The organism is Streptococcus sp. HMSC072D05 (assembly GCF_001815805.1).
GTDB lineage: Bacteria > Bacillota > Bacilli > Lactobacillales > Streptococcaceae > Streptococcus.
This window is the reverse complement of sequence record NZ_KV822038.1, coordinates 375,645-397,616: the sequence shown is the minus strand read 5'-3', so window position 1 is coordinate 397,616 and position 21,972 is coordinate 375,645. Positions and strand designations below refer to the sequence as shown.

At 38.9% G+C, this 21,972-nt stretch carries 26 protein-coding genes; 6 read left to right on the top strand and 20 right to left on the bottom strand.

Features of this window, described 5'->3' with window-relative positions:
- The 13 genes from HMPREF3057_RS07775 to HMPREF3057_RS07715 all read right to left on the bottom strand — a co-directional run.
- Positions 1-486, bottom strand: a 486-nt coding sequence (locus HMPREF3057_RS07775; protein ID WP_142350356.1) for a tagatose 1,6-diphosphate aldolase, incomplete at its 3' end; no start/stop codon positions are given.
- 2 nt (positions 487-488) lie between these two features.
- A complete protein-coding gene (locus tag HMPREF3057_RS07770) occupies positions 489-1,418 on the bottom strand; it encodes a tagatose-6-phosphate kinase (protein ID WP_070697102.1) in 930 nt (309 codons plus the stop codon).
- A 10-nt stretch (positions 1,419-1,428) separates the two neighbouring features.
- Entirely contained in the window at positions 1,429-1,944 is a 516-nt protein-coding gene (gene lacB / locus HMPREF3057_RS07765; protein WP_001216921.1) for a galactose-6-phosphate isomerase subunit LacB, read from the bottom strand.
- Positions 1,945-2,092: 148 nt separating this feature from the next.
- Positions 2,093-2,518 (bottom strand): galactose-6-phosphate isomerase subunit LacA, encoded by a 426-nt coding sequence (gene lacA, locus HMPREF3057_RS07760; RefSeq protein WP_000029277.1) that lies wholly within the window; start codon positions 2,516-2,518, stop codon positions 2,093-2,095.
- 287 nt (positions 2,519-2,805) lie between these two features.
- Positions 2,806-3,702, bottom strand: coding sequence for an aldose 1-epimerase family protein (locus HMPREF3057_RS10065; protein ID WP_083312827.1), 897 nt, complete (start codon positions 3,700-3,702; stop codon positions 2,806-2,808).
- 107 nt (positions 3,703-3,809) lie between these two features.
- Positions 3,810-5,285 carry a PTS galactitol transporter subunit IIC gene (locus HMPREF3057_RS07750; RefSeq protein WP_070697100.1) on the bottom strand — a complete coding sequence of 492 codons (1,476 nt, stop codon included), beginning with the start codon at positions 5,283-5,285 and terminating at the stop codon, positions 3,810-3,812.
- 54 nt (positions 5,286-5,339) lie between these two features.
- Positions 5,340-5,645, bottom strand: coding sequence for a PTS sugar transporter subunit IIB (locus HMPREF3057_RS07745; RefSeq protein ID WP_000590551.1), 306 nt, complete (start codon positions 5,643-5,645; stop codon positions 5,340-5,342).
- Positions 5,646-5,682: 37 nt separating this feature from the next.
- Entirely contained in the window at positions 5,683-6,159 is a 477-nt protein-coding gene (locus HMPREF3057_RS07740; RefSeq protein ID WP_070697098.1) for a PTS sugar transporter subunit IIA, read from the bottom strand.
- Positions 6,160-6,351: 192 nt separating this feature from the next.
- A complete protein-coding gene (locus HMPREF3057_RS07735) occupies positions 6,352-7,041 on the bottom strand; it encodes a CTP--phosphocholine cytidylyltransferase (protein ID WP_049484389.1) in 690 nt (229 codons plus the stop codon).
- 11 nt (positions 7,042-7,052) lie between these two features.
- Positions 7,053-7,931 (bottom strand): DMT family transporter, encoded by an 879-nt coding sequence (locus HMPREF3057_RS07730; RefSeq protein ID WP_070697096.1) that lies wholly within the window; start codon positions 7,929-7,931, stop codon positions 7,053-7,055.
- Position 7,932: 1 nt separating this feature from the next.
- Positions 7,933-8,790 carry a phosphotransferase family protein gene (locus HMPREF3057_RS07725; protein WP_000413085.1) on the bottom strand — a complete coding sequence of 286 codons (858 nt, stop codon included), beginning with the start codon at positions 8,788-8,790 and terminating at the stop codon, positions 7,933-7,935.
- 16 nt (positions 8,791-8,806) lie between these two features.
- On the bottom strand, positions 8,807-9,829 hold the full coding sequence (locus HMPREF3057_RS07720; protein WP_000609901.1) for a ribitol-5-phosphate dehydrogenase: 1,023 nt from the start codon (positions 9,827-9,829) through the stop codon (positions 8,807-8,809).
- Between the two features lie 4 nt (positions 9,830-9,833).
- A complete protein-coding gene (locus tag HMPREF3057_RS07715; protein WP_070697094.1) occupies positions 9,834-10,541 on the bottom strand; it encodes an IspD/TarI family cytidylyltransferase in 708 nt (235 codons plus the stop codon).
- Positions 10,542-10,981: 440 nt separating this feature from the next.
- Here HMPREF3057_RS07715 and HMPREF3057_RS07710 point away from each other — a divergent pair, with 440 nt between their 5' ends.
- Positions 10,982-11,281 (top strand): YbaB/EbfC family nucleoid-associated protein, encoded by a 300-nt coding sequence (locus HMPREF3057_RS07710; protein ID WP_049520801.1) that lies wholly within the window; start codon positions 10,982-10,984, stop codon positions 11,279-11,281.
- Positions 11,282-11,322: 41 nt separating this feature from the next.
- On the opposite strand, the gene HMPREF3057_RS07705 is transcribed toward HMPREF3057_RS07710, so the two are convergent.
- From HMPREF3057_RS07705 to glmU, 7 genes are all read right to left on the bottom strand, one after another.
- A complete protein-coding gene (locus HMPREF3057_RS07705; RefSeq protein ID WP_070697092.1) occupies positions 11,323-13,086 on the bottom strand; it encodes a glycerophosphoryl diester phosphodiesterase membrane domain-containing protein in 1,764 nt (587 codons plus the stop codon).
- Positions 13,087-13,094: 8 nt separating this feature from the next.
- On the bottom strand, positions 13,095-13,688 hold the full coding sequence (locus tag HMPREF3057_RS07700; protein ID WP_070697090.1) for a 3'-5' exonuclease: 594 nt from the start codon (positions 13,686-13,688) through the stop codon (positions 13,095-13,097).
- 81 nt (positions 13,689-13,769) lie between these two features.
- Positions 13,770-14,264, bottom strand: coding sequence for a chromosome segregation protein RocS (gene rocS / locus HMPREF3057_RS07695; protein ID WP_000021252.1), 495 nt, complete (start codon positions 14,262-14,264; stop codon positions 13,770-13,772).
- A gap of 76 nt (positions 14,265-14,340) precedes the next feature.
- Entirely contained in the window at positions 14,341-15,033 is a 693-nt protein-coding gene (locus tag HMPREF3057_RS07690) for a 5'-methylthioadenosine/adenosylhomocysteine nucleosidase (protein ID WP_070697407.1), read from the bottom strand.
- Positions 15,034-15,048: 15 nt separating this feature from the next.
- Positions 15,049-15,360, bottom strand: a complete 312-nt coding sequence (macP, locus tag HMPREF3057_RS07685; protein ID WP_000517872.1) for a cell wall synthase accessory phosphoprotein MacP — start codon at positions 15,358-15,360, stop codon at positions 15,049-15,051.
- 11 nt (positions 15,361-15,371) lie between these two features.
- Positions 15,372-15,917 carry an NUDIX hydrolase gene (locus HMPREF3057_RS07680; protein WP_070697088.1) on the bottom strand — a complete coding sequence of 182 codons (546 nt, stop codon included), beginning with the start codon at positions 15,915-15,917 and terminating at the stop codon, positions 15,372-15,374.
- 9 nt (positions 15,918-15,926) lie between these two features.
- Positions 15,927-17,306, bottom strand: coding sequence for a bifunctional UDP-N-acetylglucosamine diphosphorylase/glucosamine-1-phosphate N-acetyltransferase GlmU (gene glmU / locus HMPREF3057_RS07675; RefSeq protein ID WP_070697086.1), 1,380 nt, complete (start codon positions 17,304-17,306; stop codon positions 15,927-15,929).
- Between the two features lie 155 nt (positions 17,307-17,461).
- On the opposite strand from glmU, the gene HMPREF3057_RS07670 reads away from it, so the two are divergent.
- The 5 genes from HMPREF3057_RS07670 (at position 17,462) to lysS (ending at position 21,945) form a co-directional block, all read left to right on the top strand.
- The gene (locus HMPREF3057_RS07670; RefSeq protein ID WP_033629841.1) at positions 17,462-18,262 is read left to right on the top strand and encodes a glycoside hydrolase family 25 protein; all 801 of its coding nucleotides are present in this window, start codon (positions 17,462-17,464) and stop codon (positions 18,260-18,262) included.
- A 106-nt stretch (positions 18,263-18,368) separates the two neighbouring features.
- Positions 18,369-19,211: a DUF368 domain-containing protein gene (locus tag HMPREF3057_RS07665; RefSeq protein ID WP_049479426.1), complete on the top strand. Its 843-nt coding sequence runs from the start codon at positions 18,369-18,371 to the stop codon at positions 19,209-19,211.
- Positions 19,211-19,693: an aminoacyl-tRNA deacylase gene (locus HMPREF3057_RS07660; RefSeq protein ID WP_049479415.1), complete on the top strand. Its 483-nt coding sequence runs from the start codon at positions 19,211-19,213 to the stop codon at positions 19,691-19,693. Before HMPREF3057_RS07665 ends, HMPREF3057_RS07660 begins: the two co-directional genes overlap by 1 nt.
- Complete coding sequence (locus HMPREF3057_RS07655; protein ID WP_049479414.1) at positions 19,693-20,316, top strand: histidine phosphatase family protein; 624 nt, start codon at positions 19,693-19,695, stop codon at positions 20,314-20,316. The genes HMPREF3057_RS07660 and HMPREF3057_RS07655 overlap by 1 nt, the downstream gene beginning before the upstream one ends.
- A 138-nt stretch (positions 20,317-20,454) precedes the next feature.
- Entirely contained in the window at positions 20,455-21,945 is a 1,491-nt protein-coding gene (lysS, locus tag HMPREF3057_RS07650) for a lysine--tRNA ligase (RefSeq protein WP_000102443.1), read from the top strand.
- Positions 21,946-21,972 lie beyond the last annotated feature (27 nt).

Here is a 21,972-nt window from a genome sequence, read left to right as displayed (position 1 = left end):
AAGGAAGAACGGAATGTCTTCCGCCACACACTCAGAACCGATACGTTCGATGTAGGCTTGTTTTTCTTGGTTGAGTTCGTCAGCGCTGTCTACGTCATAGTAAAGCAAGAACTTCACAGCATCTGCGCCTTGTTCCTTGATGCGTTTTGCAGACCAAACATCCAAACAGTCAGGCAAGCGTTTGGTGCTTGTTGTGTCGTAGCCAGTTTTCTCATAAGCAAGGAGAAGACCAGCATTGGCATCAAGCGCTTTTGTAGCTGGAAGACCATACTCAGGGTCAAGGAGCATAGATGATGCGTATTTTGTCAATTCATCTGCAACCAATACTTTAAGTTCTTCCATTTGAGCAACTGTTGGCTCTTCTGTTTGATATTGAGCCATGAGGCGTTTCAAAGCACCACGTTGGTCAAAGGCAAGAGCTGAGATAATGCCGTTCTCGTCAGAGAGTTTTTTCAAGCAAGCGCGTTTGTTTTCTGTTAAAACCATTTTTATACCTCTTTTACTATTAATTGATCATATAAAGCTTGATAGTTGGACATATTGACATGACCTGTCATCTTTTCTTGGGCATTGAGCATACCAAGGACATTGGCCTTGATGAGGAGTTCTTGATCAGATTCCTTATGAAGAAGACCTGATGAAATACCTGCAACAGTAGAATCTCCAGATCCGACAGGATTGACTACCTGAATTCTTGGAATATCTACCTTGTAGAAAGTATCACCATGTTTTGCAAAAGCACCATTTGCTCCAAGTGAAACAATTATCCACTCAATCCCTGCAAATAGGGGCTCTTGAAGAACTTCTTTTAATTCATCCAAATCCTCAGAAACTTCTTTCCCAAGAAGCTGAGACAATTCTTCGTTATTTGGTTTGATTACTGTTGGTTTATGTGGTGATTCAAGGACAGCCTGAAGAGCTGCACCTGAGCAGTCTAGAACAACTGGTTTGCCTGCTTGATTAGCAAGTTCTACTAAGCTTGCATAGTAGTCAACTGGAAGACCTGCTGGCAGACTACCTGAAATGGCTACGACTTCTACAGTGTCAAGGAGATGCTCGAAATGAGCCAAGAAATCTTGCCCTTCTTGTTCTAGAACTTCAGGCCCTTTTTCAAGGATTTCTGTTTGGTTGTCTCCGTGGAGAATAGCGATACAGTTACGAGTCTCTCCTTGGATAGAGAAGAAACGTTTCGTTACTTTATCGTCGATATGCTCTACTAAAAACTCACCAAGTTTCCCACCGACCAAACCAGTAGCAACAACAGAATCGCCAAATTCTGAAAGAACTCGTGTAACATTAAGACCTTTACCACCAGCTGTCTTGGTCACGTCCACCACACGGTTGACAGTGTCAATTTTCAATTCATCCAAAGGATAAGAAATATCAATGGATGGATTCATTGTGACTGTTAAAATCATGCGTCACCTCTTAGTCGTGGTATTCACCGCGATCCCATTTTTCAAGGAATTCTGTAAAGAAGTTTGCATCTGCTTGATGAGCATTGTGAGTTTCAACATGCTCGATTTTAGCGATCAATTTTTTGTTTTCTTCAGATGGTTTGTATTCAGCATTGATGAAAGCTTCAATGATATCACACATGAGCAATTCACCAGTAATCTTACCACCAAACCCGATAACGTTGGCATTCAATTGTTCTTTTGCATAAAGAGCTGTTGTCATATCACGAACCAAGGCAGAACGAACACCTGGAACTTTATTTACAGCGTTGTTGATACCAACACCAGTACCACAGATACATACCCCAAGATCAGCTTGACCGCTAGTTACAGCTTCACCAACTTTTTTACCAAAGATTGGGTAGTGAGTACGTGTGTGGTCATAGGTACCAAAATCAATGACTTCATATCCTTTTGATTTCAAAAATTCTGAAACCGCCATTTTTTCATCTGTTACGATGTGGTCACATCCAATTGCAATTCTCATTAGTTATTCCCTCCGATTAATTATATAAATCTAATATCATTTATCCTTACTCAAGAAAAATCAAGATCAGCTTAGGAAGCAAGCTGCGAGCATAACTGAGGTTAGCTAAAGTGAGCTGACGACAGATTATCTTGATTTTTGAAGAGTATTAGCACATTTTGTTCAACATATCAACCCTAATTTGGTGACGACCACCGTCGTATTTACCGTTAACAAAACCTTTAGCAATATTTTTAGCCAATTCATCACCAACAAGTTGTGCACCCATAGTGATCATACGTGAGTTGTTGTGTCCACGAGTCATATAAGCTGAACGTTCATCTGAAACTTCTGCGGCAACCATTCCTTTGATTTTTGTTGCGACCATAAATGGACCAGCACCATAAGCATCAATCACGATACCAAGATTTTGTTCTTCTTTGTTTACTTCTGCAGCAACAGCAAGAGTCACATCAACAAAATCTTGACCTTCAGCTGTAACATCCACAACGTGGAAGTTTTCTTTTTCTAAGAAGTCTTTCACAACTTCTTTCAATCTCAAACCTGCAGCATCTGCACCGATAACAATAGACATATTGTATACTCCTTTTTATTTTTCTAGGCTAGTAAAGACTTTTATAGTTAGCAGTTTACCTACAAAAGGTTTTCTAGCAGTTTAGTGACAAATTTGATTGAATGAGATGAATATCACCTTATCCAAGTCCAGGAAATCAAGTTCCTAGAAACAAACTTTCTCCTCGAAAGAGAATATAACAAGTGATTATTTGTTTGTTACAAACATCATTTGTTGCTTACAAACATAATATACTCCTATTTTTATAAAAAGTCAACAGCAAATGTTTGTTTTTGTGGTTTTTTTATCTAAAATATTTCAATATCAAAGCCAATTTGATCTACTTGACCAGGTTCTAGGAGACGAACATTCTTCTTATCTTCTAAATGATCTCCTTCTTCAAGAGATGTTGACAAGCCAGACCAAGGTTCAAAGGCAATGAAAGGTCCCTTATTCAAAGTTGACCAAATGATGAGATTTGAAAACTCTTGGAAGTGTACTTTTAATCCCTTCTCATGCTTACGAGAACGAAGGGCAATTGTTCTGGATTGCAACTCATCCAAAGTCACTGCATCAACACTAAACAGATCGTAACTTAGATCCACTTCCTTTTGCGAATCCAACCATGGACTTCTATCTTGGAAGTCTAACATTCCTGTTTCTGGGAAAGGACGTGGAACAGAGCAAGTCTCTTCTTTCTCAAACTCTAAATAGTAATCTTCATAAGTTTCGCCATCCAGCAGAGGACAATTAAATCCTGGATGTCCTCCTATAAAGAATGGCATTACTTTATTAGTTTCTCTATTGAAAACTTTGTATTGAGTACGAACAGTCTTGCCGGTCACTAGATAAGTGATTTCAAGGCGGAAATGATAAGGATAGTTCTGATAAGTATTCTCATCATCTTCGATAGCAAAGGTTACGCTGTTTTCTGTTTGATCAACTAATTCAAATTCTTTTTTACGGACCAAACCGTGACGAGGAATGGTTCCTTTCGTCTCCGTTCCATCTGCATGACTGTAGAAGGCTGTATCTTTTCTTAAAGAGCCACAGATTGGAAAAAGTACTGGCGCTTGTCCACTCCAGTAAGTGGCATCTCCTTGCCACAAATACTCAATGCCTTCTCGGTCCTTGATTGACGACAAGGCGCCACCTAAGGTTTTAAACTGGACCGTTAACTGGTCTGATTTGATTTCAATTACCATAATGTTCTCCAACTATTTTTAGATCTTTATATAAAAAACTAGGTTGCCACTCCCAATGTAGGAAATTAACAACCTAGTTTTCACAATTTACATTTTATAGGAGCGAATTATTTAGCATTTGCTGCGTATTCTTCGTTACGTTTGATCATTTGTTTTCTATACCAAGCAAAGATACCTACATAGAATACAAGGAAGACTGCTGCACCAAGGATTGCTTTGATATCACCTGTTGTAGCATTACCGATTGCCCAACCAAATAGTTTTTCAATTGGTCCTTCAAGAGTTGAGTGAGTGATCAATTGAGCACTATCTACACCTTTAGGAAAGGCACCTACACCTTTAGCAAGTTCTGTTGCGAATGGTGCGATAAGAGTACCAGAAAGAAGGAAGAGAGGCAACAAGAGTGTTCCGAAGATAATCATACGGAGCAATTTACCACGAGTAACAACCAAGAGAGCTGGAGTCACACCCATAGCGATGATACCTGCAAGAGGCAAGATACCATTACCGACGTTTGAAAGAAGCACAGCTTCTACTAGCATGATTGGAGCAAGTACGTTAGCACAAGCCCAGATTTCAGCACGACCAGCGATGAAAGGCCAGTCAAGACCGATGTTGAATTTACGTCCTTGAAGACGTTTAGTAGCAACGTTTGTAATACCTTGTGAAAGTGGTTCTACGGCTGCGATGAACCAAGATCCGATAAGTGAGAAGAGTTCCAAAGCTACACCGGCTGTCAAACCAAGAGACAACCAACCTTTAATAACTTCTTGCCAGTTTGCAGCATCTTTAAGTCCTTCAACAGGATGTGGAGTACCCATCAAACCGATAACAATACCAAGGATGAAACCGATAAAGAATTTAGATCCCCAGAAACCGATTTTTTTGTTCAATTTAGCAGCATCAAAGTCATATTTATCAAGACCTGGGAAGAATTTTTCAAAAATCTTATCCAAAACCATGATAACTGGGTTCATCATGTAGTTCATGTGTGTTGAAGTCATTGGTGATGAACTTGGTGCATTAAGAAGATCGTCGAATGTTGGTTTCATCAAGTCAGAGTTGATGATTTTCAAAACACCTACAAGGACAACTGCTGCAGTTGCGATGAAAAGTGAAACTCCTTGGCTAACTCCATTGTTGTCTGCGTACCATTTAATCAAAAGACCAGTGATTGACAAGTGCCAGATATCGAAGATATCAACGTCAAGTGTGTCCGTTTTCTTCATTGCAAGCATCGCAACGTTGACAATCAACATTACAAGCAAGAAGTAAAGTGTCCACGCAGAACCCCAAGTGATGGTTGCAAGTGGTGCCCAACCAACGTCGGTGATGTTCAATTGGATACCAGTGTTTTCAACGAATTTTGCAAGTGATGCTGAGAAAGCTCCGTTGAGCATACCGATGATGGCACCGATACCAGTAAGAGCGATGGCAAGTTTAATACCACCTTCAAGCGCTTTGGAGAATTTCACTCCAAAAAGTAGAGCCAATACTGTCAAAATGATCAGCATGATGATTGGTCCACCCATATCCAAGATAGGTTTGAACAGCTTATTGGCTAGTTCGATAATGACATCCATAATAGTTCCTCCCGTTTTTTTAGTTATATGAATGTTAACAAGATAAAGAATAAATTAGCTTAGTCCGTGTTCTTTGATAGCTGCTTCAATATTGTCAAATACTGGAGCGCTCATTGCAGGAATACGGAACAAGATTGGTCCAGCTTCGATTACTGGAATACCTGGTTCAAAACCAAGGTCAGTTGCAGCGATTGGTGTAAAGATATCGTAGCCCTTGATAAGGTCTTCGTTTACATCTTTCACCATGACTGCATCACAGTGAACATCATAACCACGGTTTGAAAGTTCTTCTTCTAGAGCACTTTTAATTTGGTGACTTGAGTTAACACCTGCACCGCAGGCAGCAAGAATTTTAATCATTTGGATTTCCTCCGATTTTATTTTTTAATAGACAAGATTAAGCGGTTGCTTCAGCAATGTAAGCATAAAGTTTTTCTGGTTCGGAAATTTTTGATAGATCTTCCAGATGTCCATTTCCTGTGAAAAAGTCCATCAACTGAGCCAGAATATTTGTTTGACTTGAACTTGAGTTGTTAATGATAAAGAAGAGTAGGGATACTGCTACTTCCCTATCAGGAGCAATCATATTGTGAAAAGTTACTGGTTTTTCTAGTCGAACAACCACTACTTTCTCAGCTAGATTATGAACAATATCTGTATGAGGTATCGCTACATTTGGCAAATCTTTCCCCAGAAATTCCATATCCAAGCCAGTCGGAAATGACTTTTCACGCGTGATCAAGGCTTCACGATAAGTTGGAGTTACTATTTCTCGTTCTTCCAACAGGGTTGCTACCTGATCAAAGAGTTGTTCTTGATTATCCGCTTCTAAGCAAAACACCAGGTTTTTGTCAAAGAAATGATCTAATCCCATAACATTTTCCCTTCTTTCAATTAACTTTTATGCTATAAGTATAACACTATATGAAATCGTTGTCAATATTTTTTGTTTTATTTTGTTCATTTTTTTATAAATTTTGTTTTATTTAATAAATACAATCAATATCAAACATCACTTGATTTCAACTACAAAAAAAGAAGGCTGAGCCTTCTAATTTTGGATTGGTTATTTAATAGAAGATAAAATCTCTTCTAGTTTTTGATAGTCTTTGACACTATCGATTTCATAGATGCTGTTGCCTTCTAATTCTTCTACATATACATCTAGTTCTTTAATATTATCTTTAACCATATTATCCCAGTAGAGATCCACAAATTCACCACTTTCGTAAGCTTTGTCAATAAAGCCAACAATCTTCTCAGCAGTTGGTGCATCCCAGAATGAAACTCCGCTCAGAATGCGACCAGCCTTGCTATCAACAATGATGTCTTGAACCTTGTAGTCATCACCGTAAACCAAGAACCACTCGTTGGTACAATCTTCACGATAAACACTGAAATAGGTAGAACGTTCTAGATCATTTCTAAACATATTTTTGAAGAGATAGTTATCCGCATCAATGACATAGCTGTTAGCTAAGTCTTCTTTAACAAGATAAAGTGAGTAGAAATTGTTGTAATCTGCATACTTGTCATTAAAGACTAAACGAACACCATATTTTTCTTTTAAGTAGTCAAATTGTTCTTTGAGGTAACCGACAACGATGATAATCTCATCAATTCCTCGTTCTTTCAAAAATTCAATTTGGTATTCTACCAAAGGTTTTTGATTGACCTTAACCAAAGCTTTTGGGGTATTTTCAGTCATAGGGCGCAGACGAGTTCCTAAGCCCGCTGCTAAAATAATCGCTTTCACACGAATCTCCTTTATTCTTTAATAATAATATAAACACCAGCCATAACAATAAGTGAAGTGATGATTGTCAGCATATCTAGCGGTGCACCCAAGAAAACAACTGCAAATAAAACAGTCCATACGACATAGCTTACGTTCAATCCAGTTGCTTTTGCAGGTTGTAAACGGTTGATAGCAATGTAGTAGGCTAAGTATGAAATCATATTACATGCTGCAAAGACTAACATCAAACCGAGCAATTGCCCATCTGCTACTTCTGCAAATGAATGATGAGAAAAGAGGACAATGACAAGGTATGACAAGAATGAGGTTACTTGTCGAATTAACAAGGCTTCAATTTCACTTAAATCACTTTCCATAGCATAGGAGCTGAGAACACTTTCACTCCCCCAGGCAATAGCACAGATAAGGGCACAAAGAATCCCAATGTAAAACGAGTTAACTTGTTCAACCTTATAGGTTTGAGCAATGATCGCTGCAATAATCAAGAAAACACCGAATACTGTATTCTTTGAAACCTTGTGTTTCAAAATGAAGAAGGCTAGTAAAACTGAAACTGCTGGGTAAATAGCTGATACGGATGAAGCTAGAGAACTACCAATATATTTAACCGCATAAAGATTGGCCTGCATACCAATAGGTCCTGCTAGTAAAGCACCGATAATTACACTCACATTTCGAATATTTAAGAAAATCGAAAGACGAACTTTTCTTTCTTTTACCAAAAGAAAAGCTAACAAGATAAAGATACTCAAGAAATCATGAGCAGCAGCCACCACAAAAGGCGAAAGATTTGTAAAAATTGAAAAGATATAAGCACTAATCGTTAGACCTAATCCCCAGAAAATTCCAGAGAGCAGACCAAAGGAAACACCATTTTTATTCTTCATCCTAACCTCCATAATAAGTCAAACCTTCGACAGCTCTTTGGTAACGATTGACACCGTAATCTCCAAAATCAGCTCCTTGAGCTTCTTTGTACACTGTCCATAAACTCCAGATAGTATCTTGCAAGATTTTATAGATACGAATCTTCTCACGTGATACAGGCGTTTTGTCGCTTTCGTAGTAGGAAAGGAAATCATCTTCCTCTTGTTTTGTAAATTCAGACTCTAAGAAAAGAGCTGCCAAATCCCACATTGGGTCATTCATAGAAGAGTATTCCCAGTCAATCAAATACAAACGACCTTGTGGTGACTCGATAAAGTTTTCTGGTACCAAATCGATATGACAGGACTTTCTATCAACACCCAAATCAGCCAATCTCTTTTCTAGTGAAAATACATCTTTTCTTACAGCTTCATAATTTTCATAAGGGATAGGTCCTTCAATCAAGGATTCATATTTGCTGATTTCCTCAAAAGGAGCAAATTCTCCTCTTAATTCTTTCCCTGAAGCGTGGATGGTTTGTAAAATTGGTGCAATCTTTTCAAACTTGGATTTGATAGATGTTGAATCAAGAGTTACTGCTGATTCGATGTATTCATTTACTTTGATCCCTGACTCAATATCAAAGAGATAATTTTTGACATCTAAATCTAAATCCTCTAAAAGTTCAAGATTGTACTTTTCATTTTGACGATTGATGAGTTTTTCAGTCCCTTTACCAAAAAATTTCACAATATACTGTTTGTTGGTTGTTTTGACCAAATAGTTTTGGTTGGTCATGCCTCCCAGCTGTTCAACACTGAGTACTTCCTCTTCATCAGATAGTAAAGAAGAGATTTTTTCTTTGATGAGTTTTTCCACAATTAACCTCCATCTTCTACACTTCCCACTTAAATACTGTTTTGAAAGCAGTATTTAGGTCTGTAGCAAAGACACGGTGAATGTCCTTGATTTCTCTCACAGGCTCTTCAACATAAAGGATATTCTTCAGTCGATTCGCAAACTTTTTGACTTCCATCATTTGAATGGCCTTCTCAAAATCGACGCGTCCTGAACGAGATGATCCTACTAATAACAATCCTTTTTCCAAAGCATCTCGTGTATTGATATTAACCTTGTATTCACTTACTCCCATCATGAGAATCGTTCCCTGTGGACGAATATAGCGAATCAAGTCATTGATAGCTGGGCCTGTACCATCGCCACCGCAACACTCAAACCCATGATCAAAGGTCAAATCCTCTGGGATATTATCCGTGATGTAGCACTCTTTTGCAAAAGAGAAGAGTTCCAGTTTTTCCCAATGGCGACCAATCACGATAATCTCTGCTTCTGGTAGAGTGTAATTAATAATATTCGCAACAACAAAGGCCAAACTACCATCTCCGATAACAGCGATGCGCTCTCTCTTGCTATGAGCAAGATGCAGGAATCGATCCATGGCATGCATACCGACACTTACAAACTCAGTGATGGCAGCAACTGTATCTTCAATATCATTATAAGAAACGACTCGGTCTTTTGGAAGAGAGACAAATTCTCGCATAAAGCCATCATAACCACTAGATAGGAAGTAGGTCCCTGTCATGTAGTTCTCGTAGAACTCCTTGTCACTCTGCATAGGCGGTTGATTGGGAATCATAACTACCTTTTGACCGACTTCATAAGTCCCAGTTGGATCGGAAATAACAGTTCCACAAGACTCGTGAATCATGGCCATAGGAAGCTTTTTAGCCAATATCTTTGGATCGCGTTTCCCTTGATAGTAACGTTGATCTGCATGACAAACCGCCATATAATTTGGACGAATAAGGATATGATTCTCCTGATCAATGTCCTCTTCTTGGTATTTTACATTGATAAACTTTGGTTTGGTCAGTTGATAAATTTGATTAATCATAGCCTTAGTCTTTCTCAATCATGCTTTTCGCGATTTTCAAGTCTGTCACTGTTGTAATTTTAAGGTTTGAATATTCCCCTTTAGCTAGAGCAACATCCTTCCCTTTGATAACAAAAATCTTACATGCATCCGTCAGGATTTCTTTTTCTTGATCAGATAGGGAACCATACAAATCCATGAAATCCTTGCAACGGAAAGTCTGAGGTGTTTGACCTTGATAAAGGTGAGCACGATTTGGAATATCCGTGATAAACTGACCATTAGTACTTTCAACAATGGTATCAACTGCTTCTACTACTGTGTCAACTGCATCATGCTCTTGAGCAAGCTTGATATTGTCCTGAATCATGCGAAGTGTGATAAATGGACGAACAGAGTCGTGGGTAATCACGATATCTTCTGGAGTGATTGGACGATAGGCATCAATGGCTTCTATAATCTTCTCGATACTGGTATTGCGATCAGCACCCCCCTTGGTGATGATGATGCGATCCTTGTGGAGAGAAAGATACTTTTCAACTAAGTCCTCAGCATGAGAGACCCAATCTCCATGAACTCCAACCACAATTTTTTCAATACTTGGTTCTAAAACGAATTTTTCAATTGTGTGAATCAAAATAGGACGATCACCTAGCTCCAAGAATTGTTTTGGTAAATTACTGATTCCCATGCGTGTGCCAGTTCCTCCGGCTAGGATTCCTGCATAGATCATTTATATTCTCCTTTAGTTTATTCTAAAAAACTCATTACTATCTATTATATCACAATCTGCCTCCATCATGAAGAAAAGACAGAGTGTCATTTAGTCTAATCAACACACTATTTAAGATAAAAAGTGAACAATGTGTTGCTAAATCCGGAAAGACCATAACAAATTAAGAAATAAAATTAGGTTATCCTCTATATTCTCCTATCAACGTTCGGTTAATATAGAGTTCTTTAGAATATAATAGAAACCTTAAAGAAAACTTAAATGAAATTATTTGTTTAGCAAAGAATACTAGGTGTACATAGTAAATTTCTTAAAAGTTTTTTGAGAGACTCATTATAAAAGTTCATATATCTCATGAATTAAACAATTAATAGACTTTTGAACCTAAAATTGATAAAATAAAAAAGAAATAAATAGAAAAAAGGAAACTGTAAACCGCCATGATGAACATGCAAAACATGATGCGCCAAGCACAAAAACTTCAAAAACAAATGGAACAAAGCCAAGCAGAACTCGCTGCCATGGAGTTTGTTGGAAAATCAGCTCAGGACCTTGTCCAAGCAACTTTGACTGGAGACAAAAAAGTTGTCAGCATTGACTTCAACCCAGCAGTTGTAGATCCAGAAGATCTCGAAACACTTTCAGATATGACTGCGCAAGCAATTAATGCTGCTCTTGAACAAATTGATGAAACGACTAAGAAGAAACTAGGAGTTTTCGCTGGAAAATTGCCTTTCTAATCCACAAAAAAAAGAGAAACATCTGTTTCTCTTTTTTTTTCTTAGAAATCAAAGAATTCCATTGCTTTCTTTAAGAGTAATTCCGTATATTCCGGATCGTCTTGAGTCATTGTGACTTGTGACTGGACCATTTCAAGATCATCAGTAATCATGCCATCTGCGCCGAGGCGAACGGCTTTATCAAATGCCTCCGAACCATTTACGGTCCAAACATAGAGTCTCTGATCAGTTGTCCAGAGTTTATTGACAAAGTATTCATCCAAAGTCGAGTACTCCATAGTGTAACCCGTTGCCTTAGTTCTTGGGAAGATACTGTTATAGGGAAGAATAAAGTAAACTGGAATTTCAGAATCATAAGTCAACACTTTATCAATCACATGGTAGTCTAGTGATTGCATCTGATGTCCATTTTTCTTGATAGTCGCCCCATACTTTTCAAGGAAATGGTCCATCATTTGCGGACTATCTTTTTTACTGGTTTTAATCTCAATCAGCAATTTTTGGTTTAAAGCATTTGCACGCTCTAAATAGGCATCAAAGCTTGAAATCTTTGTTTGATAACCATTCTCGTAAATATCTGTATTTGTTAATTCATCCAGAGTCAAATCTTGCGGTGTAGCATTAATACCTGTTAAATTTTTGAGGTTAGCATCGTGCATCATCACGAACTGACCGTCTTTCGTTTCCTGCACATCCATTTCGATCAGATCTGGTTTTAGTTGAGCTGTTTTTTCTAAAGACTGCACAGTATTTTGAACACCGTTTTTATTACTTACTCCTCTGTGCGAAATCACTAAAGGTGTATTGGTATCCGGAGATTCCAGATAAACGTAGCCTTCTATGGCAAAAATGATACTTGCACACCCCATGACACCCCATCTCATCAGATGATCTTTCTTTCGCCTTGGCATAATCTCTAGCTCTTCTCCTGTCAGGAAGGAAACAAACTTCACTAGGAAATAAGTCAGGGTCATGTAATGGAAATTTTTAATCAAGACAAAATTAATCACTCCGAGAATCAAGGATTCTTTTTGAGTTAGATTATCCATCACTGCTTGCGCAAAAAGCAAGGGAATTAACAGACCAAAGAAGAAAAGATAGGTTTTAATGATAATGAGTAAAAGATGCCAAGAGAAGAAAAGAACGTTTTTTTTCGTCTTTTGGAGACTATATTTCACACTTTCTCTTACGGTCTTTCTTTCAAAGAGAATCTTAGGAAGGGCAAACATAAATCGGACAGAGATGTAGAGAAAGATCCAAGCGGATGCTATGATCATCAGACCTACCAGCCAATGCTTACCTTCCCAATAATTCACAATAAAATCAGGGATAATAATCTTGTTGAGGTAGTAGATTTTTAAAATCTTACGGATGAACGGGAAAAGCAAAGCAATGTAAAAAAAGACAAAGGCCATCTTACAAAAGCTCAATCGCTTAACAAATAGAAAGCTCTGGTGAAATACTTTTCTACTGTACTCAATTAAGGTTCTCTTTTCATGATAGAGAAGGTGGCGAGCCCCGATAAACAAAAGACAAATCTGGAAATAGGCAACCAGGAGATTGATTGCAATTAAGATGAGAAAGGCTAAACTGATAACAGGCGAGCCTTGTATAATCGCCCAAAAGTTATTGTAGGAGATAAACAAGTAACCTGTTTGTCTCAGAAGGATGCCAGCAATCCATGAATTCAATGGTAGCCAGACAAACTCAACCATCATAAATATCAAGAAAAATAGAAATAAAATCTTATCTAGGTTATAGTATATCTTCCTAAAACCTAGCTTTTTAGGTTTTTCAGGTTTCATAAGCACTCCTAGTCTAAAAATTGGGATAAATCTAAGCCACCGAAAGGATTATTCATCGAAAAACTACTCTGGTCTTCTATTAATAGCTTTCCTTCATCTGATTCCAAAAAAGCTTCGTAAACACGCGCCGTCATGCGGGCATCCTCTAAACTGTTATGAGACTTCCCGTGAAAGCCTAAAAAATTTGCAACAGTTTGCAATTTAAGATTGGCTATGCCGTGTAGGTCAGAACTACGGCGTTCAAAAGCCTCATCATATAGGTCGACCTTATACTGGTCACGATAATCAATACCATGCTCCAAGAGAATGGGTAAATCACTCTTAGCTGCATTGTAACCAACGATAGGTAAGTCGCCAACAAATGCTTGAAAGTTCTTTAAAACTTGTTCTACTTTTGGCGCATCTTTCAAGGTTTCAGCTGTGATTCCAGTCAAACCATTGATAAAACTCTTCAATGGTGCTGTAGTATGAACATAAGAATCAAAAGCAGCACTTTCTTGTCCATCTTGAAAGCGGACTGCCGATACTTGAATTAAATGGGTAACCCCCTCATGTTGATTGAATTCCAAATCAAAGGCGATATAATCTCTTAATTTTTCCATTATTTACCTCAATTACTACCCAAAATAAACTATAAATAATAAAAGAAGCCATTAGGTTAGTGAGTAACCCAAACAGCTTCTTTATTTTCCTCCAAAAAGGCGAGCAAAAAAGCCTTTTTTGGTTGCTTGGACTTCTTCTTTTGCTTGGTCCAACTCGAGTTTCAAGGTTTCTTGATCCTTCATCGCTTGAAGAGTTAACTGTTGCTGTTGGTCCAACTGTTTGTCCTTTTCAGCAATCTGTCGGTCTTTGATACGCATCTGTTCATCTTTTTCTGATAATTGGCGGTCTTTGGCCTTGAGCTGCTCGTACAAACGAAGAATTTCAGCATTTTTCTCATCGACCAAGATTTCCATCAGTTCACGTTGTTTGACATCATCACTGACAGGCTCATCTTCAAAAATTGTTTTTTTATAGATTTCTTCTAGCTTGATCAAGCCACTTCGAGTAACTACAGTTACACCTTTGTCATTTTTTTTCGTGTCCTCTTCTGGAAGTTCTTTGACACGATTGTTGATTGCTTGACGAGATAGTCCTAAGACCTCTGCAATCTCACTGACGGTCATTTCAATACTCATAATATCCTCTGAAACATTTTCTAGCTTTTCTTTATTTAAATCTTATCATAAGCTAGATAAACTGTCAAATTTCCGCTTAGTCTAAGGCCTTTAAAAAGGCTAGTAATACTTGGGCAGAACGATGTCCAGCTTCGATAATAAACTCATCAAAAGAGATAGAGGCTTCGTGATTGGCATTGTCACTCATGGCACGAATGACTAGGAAAGGTAGGCCAAGAGCCTGAGCCGCTTGAGCAATGGCTGCACCCTCCATTTCAACTGCTAAAACATCCGGAAAGTGGGATTTGATACTAGCAATCTTATCATCTCCAGCTATAAAACTGTCTCCTGTAGCAATCAAGCCTAGATGCCAGGTCTGTTCTAACTGAGATAGACTCTCTTGGATTTTGGCTACAAAGGTTTTATCTGATTCAAAGTAAAGAGGTTGACCAGCCATTTGGCCATAAGCATAGCCAAAAGCAGTCACATCCACATCATGGTAAGCCAACTTATCCGCAATCACGACATCACCAACAGCAATCCCTTCGGCAAGAGCACCTGCTGATCCTGTATTGATGATAGCTTCTACCTGAAAATGGTCAGCTAGAATAGCTACACTCATAGCCGACATGACCTTTCCAATCCCACTCTGAACTAGAACGACTTCTGTATTGCCAACAGAGCCAGTGTAGTAAGTATTTCCGAGGACTTGGACTTCTTGAGGTTTATCCAAATTCTGAGTCAAATATACGAGTTCTTCTGGCATGGCGGCAATGATTCCAATTTTCATTTCAAGTCCTTTCAATTACAAGAGTTTCATCGCTAAAATTAACAAAATCAAAAGTAGGATAACTGCAAACAAGATGCGATTGAGTTTCGAATTAAAAACATTTCTCTTAGTGTTCTCAATGCGGCGACTCTTATGAATTGTTGGTTCTACTTCGATTGTAAGTGTATCTTGACTAAAACCGTGGTCTCTAGAGCGTGAATAACCAAAATGTTGTGAAGATGTTGGTAGGATCTTTGTTTCCTCATCATCTTGAAGAGGTGGTCCTGAGATTTTCTCACCACGATTGGCACGTTCAATCATTTCGTCTGTTAATAAAGGTTTTCCCATGGGTTTCTCCTCTATTTCTTTTGTAGTACCCAGTACTGGATCGCCATAATGGTCTTGGCATCACAGATATGACCTGACTGGATCAGGTTCTTGGCTTCCTCTAGACTTACTTCTAGGACTTCCAAGGTTTCATCATCATCTTGTGGACGAGGATTTTCCACCTTGACCAAATCACTAGCAAGGTAGAGTTTTAGTTTTTCATTACAAAATCCAATCGCAGAATAGAAATCGTATATCAGCTCTAACTTAGCCGTGTAGGCAACTTCTTCTTCCAATTCACGAAGTGCCGCTGCCATTGGATCAGCATTTTCACCAAGTTCTAGTTTACCTGCAGGAATCTCATAAGAAACCGCCTCGATAGCCTTTCGGTATTGCTTAACGAGAACGATTTTGTCTTCGGCTGTCACAGCTAGTACACAAACAGCTCCATTGTGAAAAATCAAGTCACGTTGGGCAGTCCCCTTTCCTTCTGGTAGTTCCACCTGGTCTTGTACTAGTTTGAAAATAGGACCTTGATAGATTTCCTTCCGACTAATCGTTTTTTCTTCAAATTCCATGACAAACTCCTACTGGTTCTTGGGATGATGAGGGAGGCGAGTCGCATATTCATCTTTGTTGACCTGACGTCCACGGCCGATAGCAATGGCATCAGCAGGAACATTCTTGGTAATGGTTGAACCCGCTCCAACCAGAGAATTATCCCCAAGTTCTACAGGAGCAATAATAGTTGAGTTTGAGCCAACAAAGACATTATTGCCAATGACAGTTTTGTATTTATTTTTGCCATCGTAGTTGACTGTAATAGTTCCTGCACCAAAATTAACGTTGCTACCCACTTCACAGTTTCCAATATAAGTCAAATGACCCGCCTTGGTATTTTCACCGATTGAGGAGCCTTTTACTTCAACAAAATTTCCAATGTGAACTTGAGCAGCCAGACTTGAACCTGGACGGATATGGGCATAAGGACCAACTGTCACACCGTCCGCAACACTGCTTTCCTCAATCATAGAGTTGGTAATCACGGCTCCAGATCCAACGATACTATCTACGATATAAGTTCCATTTGTTAAAATAGTCTCCGCACCAATTTTCGTTTGACCTTTCAAGGTAACGTTGGCTTCGATTTGAACCTCAGGAGCAATCTCAACATCAATGTCGATGTAAGTTGCTTCAGGATTGACAAAGCTAACACCATTAACCATATGCTTTTGGTTGATACGGCGACGCATCACTGCTTCTGCAGTAGCAAGAGCTACACGGTCATTTACGCCAAGACTTTCATCAAAATCCTTGAGAGTATAGGCCCCAACCTTTTCACCAGCATTACGGAAAATACCAATCACGTCAGTAATATAGTACTCACCTTGGGCATTGTTGGTGTTGATGTTTTTAAGAGCCTCAAAAAGACGTTCATTGTCAAATACATAAGTTCCTGTATTGATTTCCTTAATTTGCTTTTCAAAGTCTGTGGCATCTTTTTGCTCAACAATACGAAGAACTTCTGCATTATCGTTACGGACGATACGACCATATCCAAAAGGATCAGCTGCTTCAGCTGTTAAAATCGTCGCCACATTTTTGTGATTGATATGGAAATCCAAGAGGTTCTTCAAGCTTTCACCTGTGATCAGAGGAGTATCTCCAGCGATAACCAAGGTGTGGCCAGTACGATTTTGGAGAATAGGCTCTGCCATCATGACAGCATGCCCAGTTCCTAGTTGTTCTGATTGGGTAACAAAGTCTGTCTGACCAGCCAATACTTGCTCAACTAGCTCAGCCTTGTGACCAACTACAGTAACTGTTTTTTCAGGTTGAATAGCACCAACACTACGAAAAACATGTTCCAACATCGAAATTCCAGCTACTTTGTGAAGTACCTTTGGAAGATCTGATTTCATGCGAGTACCTTTACCCGCTGCTAGAATAATGGCATAATTTGACATAATCTTCTCTTTTCTCTAGAAATTCCCTTATATTATACCATAATTTAGTTTCTTAGGAGTAAACAAACAGAGAAATAGGGAAAAGACGCTCATATATTCACTTTTTCCGATGTTTTCTTTGATTTTTTTATTTATTTACGTTAAACTAAATAGATATGAGAAAAAAGATTAATCCAGCTATTATTTTTACTTTATTTACTATATTTATAGCTATTTTGATCCTCAATAGACCAACTTATGAAGACCATCCCGTCAAGTCAAAACCAAATGCTGTCCAGGTTGAAAATCAGGCCTTGCATAATCTTGACAAACCTATTATTGATGTCTCTGGTTGGCAAAGACCTGAGGAAATCAACTACGATACCTTGTCTCAAAATATTTCAGGTGTTATTGTTCGCGTCCACAATGGGGCTCAACATACTGAAAAAAATGATGCCGCTTATGCCAATGGTATTGATAAAGCCTATAAAAGTCATATTACAGAATTTCAAAAGCGTAATGTCCCAGTTGGAGTCTATGCCTATCTAGCTAGCCCCAGCAAGGAAGAAATGGAAAAAGCCGCTGAAGTTTTCTACAATGCTGCTTCTCCTTACAACCCTAGTTACTATTGGTTAGACGTGGAAGAAAAAACAATGTCTGATATGAATGAAGGGGTTGAAGCCTTTCGTGCTAAACTGGAATCTTTAGGTGCTAAAAACATCGGCATCTATATTGGAGTTTACTTCATGCAAGAACACAGTATCAATACAGATAAGTTTACTGCTATTTGGATTCCTTCCTACGGGACAGACTCTGGTTACTTTGAAACAACACCCAATACCAGTTTAGACTACGACCTTCATCAGTATACTTCAAAAGGAAGAATTGCTGGATTTGAACATCATTTAGATATTAATCTCATTTCTACCTTGAAGGAAAAAGAAGAAACCTTTAGAAAACTATTTTTAAGACCATAAAACAAGTGAAAATTGCTCTCTTTTTCACTTGTTTTTTCATTTTTTTCTCGTCTGTGTTATAATTGATAGAATAGAGAAAGAATTTTATGAAATTGAGGATTTTATGATGTTTTCATGGATTGCAAGAGTTATTAAAGGAATCGTCATCGCCTTAGGATTTATCCTACCTGGAATTTCTGGTGGTGTTCTGGCAGCTATTTTGGGAATTTACGAGCGAATGATTTCTTTTCTGGCTCATCCCTTTAAGGATTTTAAAGAGAATGTCCTATACTTTATCCCAGTAGCAATCGGGATGTTGCTAGGCATTGGTTTGTTTTCTTATCCAATTGAGTATCTGCTAGAAAATTACCAAGTCTATGTTTTATGGAGTTTTGCTGGAGCTATCATCGGTACAGTTCCTAGCCTCCTTAAAGAATCTACTCGAGAATCTGATCGCGATAAGATTGACCTAGTCTGGTTCTGGACTACCTTTATCCTTTCAGGTGTCGGGCTCTACGCGCTAAACTTTGTTGTTGGTTCTCTCAGTGCTAGTTTCGCTAGTTTCATCTTAGCGGGTGCTCTTTTAGCGCTTGGTGTCTTGGTGCCTGGTTTAAGTCCGTCAAATCTACTCTTGATTTTAGGACTGTACGCTCCAATGCTCACTGGTTTTAAGACCTTTGATTTATTTGGTACTTTCCTTCCTATCGGAATTGGTGCAGGTGCAACCCTCATCATTTTTTCAAAATTAATGGACCACGCCTTGAACAACTACCACTCGCGTGTTTATCACTTCATCATTGGGATTGTGCTATCAAGCACCCTCTTAATTTTGATTCCAAATGCTGGAAATGCTGAAAGTATCCAATACACTGGACTTTCTATTGTGAGTTATGTTCTCATTGCCTTCTTCTTTGCGCTTGGAATTTGGCTTGGTATCTGGATGAGTCAATTGGAGGATAAGTATAAATAATGGCAAAGAAAGTTAAGATAAAAAAAACCTTGGTCGAACAAATCTTGACCAAGGCGGGTATTGACCATACTGGTATTCAGATCAATGCGCTTGAGGGTGAACTTCCTTCAGAATATGATCGAACTCACATCTTTAAAACCTTGGCTCTATTAGGGGACAAAACAGGCCCAATCATCGGAATCGTTCCCATAACAGAACACCTCGCTGAGAAAAAACTAGCAAAGGTTTCTGGTAATAAAAAAGTGAGCATGATTCCTCAAAAAGATCTGGAAAAAACGACAGGCTATATTCATGGGGCTAATAACCCCGTCGGCATTCGCCAAAAACACAATTATCCTATTTTTATTGATCAGACTGCTTTGGATTTAGACAAAATGATTGTCTCTGCTGGAGAAGTCGGGCATAGTATCATCATCCGACCTCAAGACTTAGCCAGCTTTGTAAAAGCGGACTTTGCTGATATCTTGGAGGAAAACAACTGATGAAACTCTATTTTGTCCGTCATGGTCGGACTGTCTGGAATCTTGAAGGACGTTTTCAAGGTGCTAGTGGCGACTCTCCCCTTCTTTCAGAGTCCATTGACATCCTAAAACAACTTGGGCAGTATCTCAATGAAATTCATTTTGATACGATTTATTCTAGTGATTTACCCAGAGCAGTTAAGTCTGCTGAAATAATCCAAAGTCAACTCCAGGCTCCTTGTCCTTTAAAAAGCATTCCTGACCTACGTGAATGGCAACTTGGCAAACTAGAGGGATTAAAAATTGCTACGCTCAATGCCATCTACCCACAACAAATCAAGGCCTTTCGCTCTAATCTGGCTCAGTTTGATACGAAGATGTTTGAAGCTGAGTCCCTCTACTCTACGACTCAGCGAACCATTCAGTTTATCAAATCTCTGAAAGAAAGTCCGGCTGAAAACATTCTGATTGTCGGGCATGGGGCCAATCTCACTGCTAGCCTTCGTACACTTATAGGCTATAAAGAGGCTCACCTCCGCAAAGAAGGAGGCTTGGCCAATGCTAGTCTGACAGTTTTAGAGACCGATGATTTTGAAACCTTCACTCTAGAAAGATGGAATGACACTTCCTATCAAAGAAAATAATGGAACTTGATCTTAATAGTCAAGTTCTTTTTAGTTTTCAAAGAATATCCGTGAATTTCTCTGCTATTTATGATAAAATGGGAGTATCGCAAAAAATGACTCATCGTATTAAATTTTGAGTAAAATTAGGAGGAACCCATGTCTACAGAACATATGGAAGAACTAAATGACCAGCAGATCGTTCGCCGTGAAAAAATGGCTGCGCTCCGTGAACAAGGAATTGATCCCTTCGGAAAACGTTTTGAACGTACTGCTAACTCTCAAGAACTAAAAGACAAATTTGCAGAACTTGATAAAGAACAATTACATGAACTAAATGAAACTGCTACTATCGCTGGACGCTTAGTAACTAAACGTGGTAAAGGGAAAGTTGGCTTTGCCCATCTCCAAGACCGTGAAGGTCAAATCCAAATCTACGTTCGTAAAGATGAAGTCGGTGAAGAAAACTACGAAATCTTCAAAAAGGCTGACCTCGGTGACTTCCTCGGTGTCGAAGGTGAAGTCATGCGTACGGATATGGGTGAACTCTCTATCAAGGCAACTCATATCACTCACTTGTCTAAAGCACTTCGCCCACTTCCTGAGAAATTCCACGGTTTGACAGACGTTGAAACAATTTATCGTAAACGTTACCTTGACTTGATTTCTAACCGTGAAAGCTTTGAGCGCTTTGTCACTCGTTCAAAAATCATCTCTGAAATCCGTCGTTATCTAGATCAAAAAGGTTTCCTTGAAGTGGAAACACCTGTTCTTCATAATGAAGCCGGTGGTGCTGCTGCTCGTCCATTTATCACTCACCACAATGCACAGAACATTGACATGGTGCTTCGTATCGCGACCGAGCTTCACTTAAAACGTCTTATCGTTGGTGGTATGGAACGTGTCTATGAAATTGGCCGTATCTTCCGTAACGAAGGAATGGACGCTACTCACAACCCTGAATTCACTTCTATCGAAGTTTACCAAGCTTATGCAGACTTCCAAGATATCATGGACTTGACGGAAGGTATTATCCAACACGCTGCTAAATCAGTTAAAGGTGATGGTCCAGTTAACTATCAAGGTACTGAAATTAAGATCAACGAACCATTTAAACGTGTTCACATGGTAGATGCTATCAAGGAAATTACTGGTGTAGACTTCTGGCAAGACATGACTTTCGAGGAAGCTAAAGCTATCGCTGCTGAGAAGAAAGTTCCAGTTGAAAAACACTACACTGAAGTTGGTCACATTATCAACGCCTTCTTTGAAGAGTTCGTTGAAGAAACCTTGATTCAACCAACCTTTGTCTATGGTCATCCAGTAGCTGTGTCTCCACTCGCTAAGAAAAATCCTGAAGACAACCGCTTTACTGACCGTTTTGAGCTCTTCATTATGACCAAGGAATACGGTAATGCCTTTACCGAGTTGAACGACCCAATCGACCAACTTAGTCGCTTTGAAGCCCAAGCCAAAGCTAAAGAACTTGGTGACGATGAAGCAACAGGTATCGATTACGACTACATTGAAGCTCTTGAATACGGTATGCCACCAACAGGTGGTTTGGGTATCGGTATCGACCGTCTCTGCATGCTCCTCACTGATACAACTACTATCCGTGACGTATTGCTCTTCCCAACAATGAAATAATACTCTTCGAAAATCTCTTCAAACCAC